This is a genomic window from Nitrococcus sp. (assembly GCF_059432795.1).
On record NZ_JBXWZQ010000215.1, the window covers coordinates 1 to 9,141 of the forward strand.

Consider the following 9,141-nt stretch of genomic DNA (forward strand, 5'->3'; position numbering starts at 1 on the left):
TGACAATGCCCCCGGCCGCTGGTCCGGGGCCATGCGAAACTGGAAGCCCGTCGGCCCTGTGTGGCTGAATCCTGAGCCGGCACTAAAAGCAGCATGACAGAGGCTCCAACTACCTTGACAGACACCGTACCGGTGGGGCGACGGATAGCATGATATTGACGCTGCGCATTCCCGAGCTCATCGCCGAGCGCGCCCGCATTTACGGGGTGGAGCGCGTAGTCGTTATGCTTCGGGGCGCGGGCTGATCGGATAACCGTAAGCGTGTCTACCGGCCGTATCGGCACAAGACAGACACAGCTCGCCCACCGCGGCGTCTCGCTACGGCGGCCAACGAAATCCGGAGCCTGGACTTCGCCACTGATGCGCTTTCGCGCTTGGATCGAGGGCTTCAATGGACACACCTGCGCCAGGCATACCTATCCGATTAGCTCCATAAGAACGCAGGGTCTGAAGATTAGATGTCCGACATATCAATAAGTTCTACAAGATATCCATTTATAACAGCGACCCCCAGTTAACGGTTTAGGAGTTAAAGGGATAGGTATGTGCGCCAGGCGTGTCTGAACGCTAATTTTAGGCAGAAGATGCCAGGTTGAACTTGGCCGTACGGCTTGGCACGCTGTTAATCCTATACGGTGGTGGGTGATGCCCCGGCGCTCGTCGGCGGGTTCATCGTGCTATTACGCGGTGTGGCTCGGCATGACGAAAGGAGTGTTGATTGCCTATACACTGACAGGGAGAAGCGCTGCACGGTGGAGTCAGTTGGCATAAGGCGCGGAGTAAAAGGCAGGACATCCCATTCAATGCTTCAGCAGATTCTGCGTTGGTTCCTCACTGTGTCAAAAACCTTTACATATTTTGAGAGAGAAAGATTGCAAGACAATATTCTCTATTTTAATAGATTGATTATATAATATTTTTTTTGTTTAGCCTGTTTCTTGCAGAGGTTATGAATAGTGCTTGTTTAGGAATTTCTTGTGTGGTTGACCCGTTGTCCTAAGCTCTTCGGTGGGTTCGGGAGAATCTTAGTCCAGGGTTATTATTTAAAATTTTCAGATTGTTATACAAGATTCCACTCGTCCTTCGGCAAGGGCGTCTTGAGAGTAGTCGAAGGGTTCAGCCAAGAAGGGTTTGGTGGTTTCCATGGCGCTGAAGAGTTAACTCGTAGCGCCGATATTCTTCAAGAGTAGGAGGCGTCTATCGATGTCAGAGGAGCGACAAACCGGAAAGGAAGGCGATGCGAGCCGCGGGTCGGTTGACCGCAGCCGGCGCCGCATCACGACGGCGGCGGCAGCGGCCGTTCCGGCGTTTTTCATCCTACGACCTCGATTGGGGGCGGCCGCTTCCAACGCATCGGTGGGTAGCGGTACAGCACAGGCTACGCCTTCGTGCAGAGGGCGCTCGCCCGGATTCTGGAAGAATCACCCCAGCGAGTGGCCTGCCGGCTGCAAGCCGGGTTCGCCAACCCGCGTGGCAGAGAGGCACCGCCAGCAAGGAGTTGATAGCGCTCAGTATCCGGCTACGGGATTTGGATTAGCAGGGCGGCCCGAGATCGTATTCGAAGAGGGAACGGCGTTTTTCGATCTCGTTGCATGGGGCGAGCATTTTGATGTTCCAAGCCCGGAGCAGTTGTCCCTCATGAGCGTATTACACCTTCCAGGGAACAAGGAGGATCCCTATAAAATGGGAGCTTATTTCGTCGCGGCGTTGCTTAATGCGAAAGGTGGCTTGACGCGGCCTTTGCCGGTGGAGACGGTGCAGGAAATGTGGCGACAGTGGGTCCGCCACGGGTATTATTCGCCGCCGCCGGGAATGGACCGCTGGTACGCTGAAGACATCAAGCGTTACTTCGAGACCACTTGGGCTTAATGGCCGGTTCTTGTAAGGGCGTGACGCAGCGTTGGTATGCCAGCGTTGACGGGTCCGTGCGGACCCGCCGCTGGGAGGACGGGTTAGTCGTCTACCGTACCGATTCCGGCGAGACATTCCGATTCGATGTGGCCGTATTCAAGGTGCTGGATCGGCTGGCGGCCGGTTCGGTGCCCGCCAGTGACCTCTTCGCGCTACTCGACGACGAGGCGGTTGGTGAGGAGGCGGAAGATCTGCTGGCAAGGCTGGAACAGGCTGGGCTGGCGAGCCGGGAAATGCCATGTTGATCGGCGAGCTTGGGGTGGCGGAGGTCGCTCGCCGACTGCGCCGCGACGGCTTTAGTTTGTATCTGTTTCCCTTCACTGTGCGCCTTTACAGCCGGTTCCGTGAGCTGGCGTCCGCTTTGACGCATATGTACGCTGATTTCCGGCTGGCCGAGGGCGCGTTTGCCGATTTCAGCATAAAGATTCGACCGCGACGCTGGTGGAAGCCGCAGGCGGTCTTCGAGCTCGACGGCCAGCGGCCTTTTTGGCCGTTACCGGCCGATCAGGCTTATCCCATGTTCGAATGGGGCCTGAACTGGTGCATCGCCAACTACGTGCAGGATTATCTCATTCTTCATGCCGCAGTCCTGGAAAGGGATGGCGGGGCGTTGATTTTGCCGGGGCCGTCCGGTGCCGGTAAGAGTACGTTGGCCGCCGGTCTGGCACTCTCGGGCTGGCGTTTACTCTCCGATGAGTTGACGCTGCTACGCTTGACAGACGGGAGTGTCCAAGGTTTGGCTCGGCCCGTGAGCCTGAAGAACGAATCGATCGAAGTGGTGCGGCAGCTTGCCCCCAACGCCGTGCTTTCGGCGGTGTCGCACAATACGGTCAAGGGCAGTGTGTGCCTTTTGGCCCCGCCGGCCCCCTCCGTCGCTCGCCTTGCAGAAGTCGCCACACCGCGCTGGCTTGTTGTGCCCCAATTCGAACCCGGCGAAGAGACCAGGTTGCGGTCATTGGGCCGTTCGTGCGCCTTCATGGCCGCCGCCCAATCCGCTTTTAACTATGCCGAGCTCGGGGTGGCCGGCTTCGAGCTGCTTGCCGATACGCTCGCGCGTTGCGCGCCCTTTTCCCTTACCATCGGTTCCCTGGACCAGGCTCTGATAGTGCTCGACGAGCTTGCGGCCGCCACAGCGAACGAGGTGAATGTTTCATGAGCTGGCGTTCGCAGCCACTGCTGATTCGTGTGCTGGCGCAGCCATCGCGGATGGCGCGGCTTAGGGATTGCGACTGGGATTTGCTCATTCAGCAGGCGCGGGCGACCGGGCTGCTAGGCCGGCTCGATTGGTTTGCCGGCCAGCTTGATCCGCACGTCCAACTGCCGGCCGCTCCGCGTGCCCACTTGCGTTGGGCGGCGCGTAAAGCCGAATGCCGCCACCGCGAGACCCGCTATGAGATAACCCGTCTCCGTCACGCGCTTCGCCGGACAAGGGTCCCGCTGGTACTACTCAAAGGAGCGGCTTACGTGCACGCGGGTTTGGACCCAGTCCATGGGCGTTTCTTCGAGGATGTGGACATTCTCGTTCCGCGCGGCCGTCTCGCGGCCGTGGAGAGCGCGCTCATGTTGGCCGGCTGGTCGCCCACTCACCTCGATGCCTACGATCAGCGTTACTATCGCGAGTGGATGCATGAGCTACCCCCGATGGAGCACCACCAGCGCGGCACCACAGTGGATGTTCATCATAACATCCTGCCGTTGAGCGGACGGCTACGGCCCCCGGCGACGCTATTGCTGAGCGCCGCGGTGCCATGGCCGGAGGCGGATATGGGGGATGTTTTTACGCTCACGCCTCCGGATATGGTGCTGCACAGTGCTACCCACCTTTTCCATGACGGCGAATTGACGTCTGGACTGCGAGACCTCTCGGATCTGGACCTGCTGCTACGGGAGTTATCCACCGAACCGGCGTTTTGGGACAGGCTCGTGGAGCGGGCCGAACAGCTGGCCTTGGGGCGTCCGCTGTTCTATGCCATTTTCTGCTTGGTGAGCGTATTGGAGACGCCGGTCCCGTTGACTGTGCGACGGCGTGTCGAGGCCGTTGGGCCGCCGTCGCTGCAACGGGTCCTGATGCTCGGGCTGCTTCAGCGCGGCCTGCGCCCGCAGCATCCGAGCTGTAATGGATTGGATGTGCGCCTGGCGCGCCTTGCGTTATACGTGCGCTCGCATTGGCTCAAAATGCCCCCGCTGCGTCTGATTCGGCATCTGCTACGTAAGGCTATGGTGCGAGAGATGGCGCCTAATGCGCTGCGCTGATGCGCGTGCTAACCGCCCGTGAGTTGTGTCTCGGAGATTTGAGGCAGCAAGCCCAAGGGGAGTGGGAGTAGTAGCAGCCGTCTCGGCGGAGTTCTGCGGTAGCCGCCCAATGCTTGGGTGAGGCGAGACCGGTATTTCAAGATCACCCTAATGTCGTCCCCCTATTAGGAGTCCATGATAATACCGACGCTGAGATAAATTTTCAGTTGGGTGACATGAAGGCACATGCGAGAGGGAAGCCCCGACAATTTCGAGTTGCGTTGGCGGAGCCGGTTCGAGCGTTTCGGTCGGAGTTACGATTCGGATGCGTTGATCGCCGGCTGGAGCGCTAGCGGTTTGGCGGCGCGGCTACGCGCCTTCGAGGCCCTGCTCGACGGCGCGCAAGGGGAGTGGCTCGATGTCGGCTGCGGCGCGGGTACTTATGTGCGGACGCTGCTGGGGCGGGGGGTGGAACGCGTTTACGGGTTAGATTACTCCGTGCCGAGCCTGGAGAAGGCCAAGGCCATGACGTCTCGTGATGCAGCTGGGTGGTTAGCCGGTGATGCGCGCCGGCTGCCGTTTCGAGCGGCGGCCTTTGATGGTGTGCTGTGCTTTGGCGTGACACAAGCGTTGGCCGATTGTGAGTCGCTGGTTGGTGAGCTCGTCCGAGTTACCCGGCCCGAAGGCGAAATCTGGATTGATGGCCTGAACCGCGGCTGTGCGTTGCACGCAGGCGAGGTGTTGATGTGTGCGCTGCGGCGGCAGCCGCTGCGAGTACGCTATGAGAGCGCTACAGGTCTCCAGCGGCTGTTGCTTGCAGCCGGCTGCACCGAGGCGCGTATCAATTGGGTGCCTATCTTCCCCCGCAAGTTGCAGCGGCTACAAAGTGTAAGTGAGGGGATACAATTGGGAAAAGTGCCAGGAATCGGTCGGCTGCTGAGCCATGCGTTTGTTGTACATGCTCGAAAGGGGCCAGCGCCACCAGCTACCTCACCGGCGGGTGTGTGATCCCTCGCTGAAGGCTCATCGCTTACGATCGAGGAACAGACTGCCGGCGCGAGTTTTGGCGGTGACCCTGTGGACGGCCTGCTGGATCTCTTCTGAGAGGTTAGAACGCCAGCTGTGAGCTGCTATCTCAGGATTTTTAAAAACGCTGTAGTAGCGGCTCTGGTGAACGCGGGTGCTTGCCTTGATAAAGGCGTGTGTCTGCGTACTGAACTCTAAACCGGTCCAGTCGAACATCCGCCGAGTTACTGCCTCAGGATTCTGGCACAGGTCCTCGTAGCGTATTGTGAGTATACGTTTATTGTCGGCCGTCTCGATCAATGCCTTGTCGTTACACAGCACCCATTGCCAGGCCAGCCGCTCGATGGGCGGAGCCTGGCGTAATTTCTGCAGGGTGATTCCATATTCATGGGCGATCCGGGTTCGGGCGAGCAGGGCAAGCAGGGGGAAGTCTTCGCCCAGGCTTTCCCCGTCGGTGAATTGTTTCTGGCTCTTTCCACGGATTACCGATGCGACATAGCCGCAGGGGTGGCGGATAATGAGCACACCAACAGCTTTGGGTAAAGCTGTGGTTATGGTTCCAAGGCGGGCCACCGATTCAATGGATTTCCAAAGCACTCGGGCCTCGCGCGTGGCGGAATCCGGAAGCCACAAGCGCGTGGCCGCCTCGCCTTTGACCCTGGCTTCTAGCTTTGCGATACGTATAGCGAACTCATTCCACAGATGGTGCGGATACGATAAGTAGGACTTGGCGAATGTAGGTAAGGAGGCTGCAATCTTGGTATCTCGGAGTGCGGGCAGTTTGCCTACGAAATCCTCTAGCTGCCTGGTATACAGCGGGGCTTCCGCAGGTTCCGGTGCTATGGGCATGAAGTTCAATCGACCAAAGCTGTCAGGTTCGTGGCGATACAGGGTGTCAGGGTGGCTATCATAGATCTTTCCCAGCCAGGTAGTGCCGGAACGCGGCATACCGAACAACAAGATAGGCCCGCGCATGCTATCGGAAGTCATGGTCTCAGCACCTGATGATGAGCGAGTCTCTCGCAATGTAGTGAATATTCGTATTATCAAGGAGTGTGCGTGACTGCTTCTTGCGAAAACCTGCGGTAAGGCCTGCTGGAGTATGCCGCAGTTCTCACCCCTTAAAAATAATGAAACACTACCAGAAAGCCAGAAAGTATTTCGTTTAGCCTTTATACAGCCACTAAGCTGGAGTGAGCCAAGGAGATTGATTCTATGTACGGTGCGTGGGGGCAATTGGGCCGCTCGGTCGGTGCGAAATGTCATTTGACTCAGCAATGGCTGGCTGAGGGGGCGCAGTACACTTTGTCCGAGGGTTCTATTGGCCTGACGGCCGGAGCGGGGGCTTTCTGGCTGGAGCGGGAGGATTTTGTGCTCGCGGGGGTGGGGCAGCCGCGATGCGGAGGCCCTGATCGATCTTCTGCGACGGAAGAACTCGAGACTTTCTTGGAGACCTATCGGCGCCGCGGCTATCTGGCCTGCTGTGACTTGCGTGGCAGCTATGCATTGCTCCTCCTTGACCGGCGAAGCGGTAACGGTCTGGCCCTGGTCGATCGCCTTGGCACTTGGCCGCTTTACTACGCCAAGACGGCAAGTGGGCTACTGGTCGCTACGGCCCTCGATAAGCTTGCCGCTCATCCCGTGGCTACTACCGAGCCGGAGCCCCAGGCCCTTCTGAGCTATCTCTATTTCCATGTTGTGCCATCACCGCAGACCATCTATCAGGGAATGCACCGGCTGCAGCCCGGCCAGGGGCTGCGCTTCGATGCCGGTGGCTGCGCCGTCTGGACCTACTGGCAGCCGCAGTACATTGAGGACGCGGACTTGTCCTGGTCAGAGACGGGCGCCGAGCTCCGCCGCCGGCTGCATTCTGGTGTAGAACGTTCGCTGGATTCTCGATCGGTAGGCGCATTTCTGAGTGGTGGAACGGACAGCTCGACCGTGACGGGGATGCTAAGAGAGGTCACTGGTAAGGCGCCGCAGACCTTTTCAATCGGTTTCGATGCCGACGGTTACGATGAAACGGGGTATGCCGAGAGAGCTGCGAGGCATTTCGGCTCCGATCACCAGCAGTATTATGTGACGCCTGCGGATGTCGCGGCCGCCATCCCGATCATTGCCTCCGGCTATGATCAGCCTTTCGGCAACGCTTCGGTCGTTCCGGCTTATTATTGTGCAAAGATGGCTCGCGAGCGCGGTGTCGAACTACTACTGGGAGGTGACGGTGGCGATGAGCTTTTTGGCGGCAATGCGCGCTACGCCAAGCAGTGGATTTTCCAACTGCCCGACCACCTACCCGTCGGTGTGCGGCTGCACCTGCTGCAACCCCTCGCTCGTCGGCTGCCGTCGTCTCTCGGGTTGCGCAAGCTTCGCAGCTACCTGAATCAAGCCCTGTTGGCGATGCCGGATCGGCTGGAAAGTTACAATTTGCTCACGCGAATTGGGCTCGAGTGTATTCTGCAGCCGGATTTTTTTGCCGGCATCGAACCCGATCGGCCACTAGAGATGATCCGTGAAGTCTATTGGTCAGCACAGGCTCAAGGGACGATCAACCGCATGCTTGCCCGCGATCTCAAGTTTACGTTGGCCGATGATGATCTGGTCAAAGTCAGAGGTGCCTGTGCTCTAGCCGGCGTGGATGCGGCCTTTCCCATGCTGGATGACGAACTGCTCGAGCTCTCTTTGCGGCTGCCGCCTACTTGGAAGGTAGGTCGAACGAAGCTGCGTCCCTTTTTCAAGGATGCTCTGCGGGATTTTTTGCCTCGCGCCGTGATCAGGAAGCAAAAGCATGGTTTTGGGCTGCCATTCGGTATCTGGCTGACTCGCGACCCAGCGCTTCATGAGCTGGCAGGAGACAGTTTAGCGGTGCTACGTAACCGCGCTATCGTGCGCCCGCAATTCCTCGACGAACTTATGTCGCAGCGCCTGCACGAACATCCCGCCTATTACGGCACATTGGTTTGGACGCTAATGATGTTGGAACAATGGTTCCAAACAAGAACACGCGGGGACAAGCGCGGAGGGTTGTCCGCGGCGTTCGGTGCGCTATGAGCGGCGTGCGCGGTGGTAGAGACTCTGCACGCGGTCGCGTGCCGTGCGCAGCCCCGGTCGCAGCCATTGTTCGGTAGCCGCCAAGGCGCGTCCTCGAAGGCTCGGGCTCCACGCATCGAGTCGTGCCAAGCGCGTTCCGGTGTCCGTCCAGCGCCGCTTATACGGGTTTTCCCCTGCGCCGAGATAATAAGCGTGGAGCCCTTGGTCGAAAAGGCCCTCTATGATTTTCCAGTTGAGATAGGTGCCGGGGGAGAGCTCGCCGAGGTCGGTGCGGAAGTCTGAGCGCAGCCCGTGGACGCAGCCCCTGTGCTCGAGCTGCAGTTCCGCCGCCACCGGCAGCCCATCGAGTGTAAGCAGCCAAACGGAGAGCCAGCATTGCTCGCGGGCGTGCTCTAAAAGGCGGTCGAAAAACGCTTTCGGGCCGGGCTGATCGAGCGTGGTTCCGGTGCTGTGTTTCCAGCTCGTGGCGGAGAGATTTCTTACGATGTTCCCGGTCTGCTCGTCTACCTCCTTGCCTCTCAGCCAAATCAGCTCTAGTTTCCCCGCTCGCTGCAAGTGATTCGCCGCCAGATTATTGCCTTTTTTGAGGCGGCGGCTGCGAGTACGGTAGTAGGCTTCCCAAGTACCGCTCAGATCGATCGAATAATTCGTGGCCTCGGTTTGCCGAGCGACACTAAGCCCCGCCTGACGCATGGCCTCGGTCATCGCCGGTACCGACGGGGAAGCATGATGAAGCGCCCGCAGGGTGATTTGATCCCAGCGCCGGGAGTGTGTCCGAAGCCAATGCGCAATGGCCTGCGCAACGTCGGTGAGGTAGTCGGGAGCGAAAAGGATGTCCGCAAATTGGTTGTCCGGCACACTCAGCAGTTCCAAACGGCGAGAGTAAATGCCGGCCTCGCGCCCGGTGGTCCGCACCAGCGG

8 protein-coding genes are annotated in these 9,141 nt (G+C 59.1%); 6 read left to right on the top strand and 2 right to left on the bottom strand.

Features of this window, described 5'->3' with window-relative positions; all coding sequences use genetic code 11:
* The first annotated feature begins 1,470 nt into the window (after window positions 1-1,470).
* The 5 genes from AC52Q4_RS15075 to AC52Q4_RS15095 all read left to right on the top strand — a co-directional run bounded on the left by AC52Q4_RS15075 (window position 1,471) and on the right by AC52Q4_RS15095 (window position 5,151).
* A complete protein-coding gene (locus AC52Q4_RS15075) occupies window positions 1,471-1,869 on the top strand; it encodes a hypothetical protein (protein ID WP_495537619.1) in 399 nt (132 codons plus the stop codon).
* Complete coding sequence (locus AC52Q4_RS15080; RefSeq protein ID WP_495537620.1) at window positions 1,869-2,156, top strand: hypothetical protein; 288 nt, start codon at window positions 1,869-1,871, stop codon at window positions 2,154-2,156. The genes AC52Q4_RS15075 and AC52Q4_RS15080 overlap by 1 nt, the downstream gene beginning before the upstream one ends.
* A complete protein-coding gene (locus AC52Q4_RS15085; protein ID WP_495537621.1) occupies window positions 2,150-3,067 on the top strand; it encodes an HprK-related kinase A in 918 nt (305 codons plus the stop codon). The genes AC52Q4_RS15080 and AC52Q4_RS15085 overlap by 7 nt, the downstream gene beginning before the upstream one ends.
* Window positions 3,064-4,164, top strand: a complete 1,101-nt coding sequence (locus AC52Q4_RS15090) for a nucleotidyltransferase domain-containing protein (RefSeq protein WP_495537622.1) — start codon at window positions 3,064-3,066, stop codon at window positions 4,162-4,164. The genes AC52Q4_RS15085 and AC52Q4_RS15090 overlap by 4 nt, the downstream gene beginning before the upstream one ends.
* 225 nt (window positions 4,165-4,389) lie before the next feature.
* A complete protein-coding gene (locus AC52Q4_RS15095; RefSeq protein WP_495537623.1) occupies window positions 4,390-5,151 on the top strand; it encodes a class I SAM-dependent methyltransferase in 762 nt (253 codons plus the stop codon).
* A gap of 15 nt (window positions 5,152-5,166) precedes the next feature.
* Here AC52Q4_RS15095 and AC52Q4_RS15100 read toward each other — a convergent pair whose 3' ends face one another.
* Entirely contained in the window at window positions 5,167-6,159 is a 993-nt protein-coding gene (locus AC52Q4_RS15100; protein ID WP_495537624.1) for a sulfotransferase family protein, read from the bottom strand.
* A 225-nt stretch (window positions 6,160-6,384) separates the two neighbouring features.
* On the opposite strand from AC52Q4_RS15100, the gene AC52Q4_RS15105 reads away from it, so the two are divergent.
* Complete coding sequence (locus AC52Q4_RS15105) at window positions 6,385-8,220, top strand: asparagine synthetase B family protein (protein WP_495537625.1); 1,836 nt, start codon at window positions 6,385-6,387, stop codon at window positions 8,218-8,220.
* Here the strand turns inward: AC52Q4_RS15105 and AC52Q4_RS15110 are convergent.
* On the bottom strand, window positions 8,215-9,141 hold a 927-nt coding region (locus AC52Q4_RS15110), incomplete at its 5' end, for a GNAT family N-acetyltransferase (protein ID WP_495537626.1). The two genes, AC52Q4_RS15105 and AC52Q4_RS15110, sit on opposite strands and share 6 nt — an antisense overlap.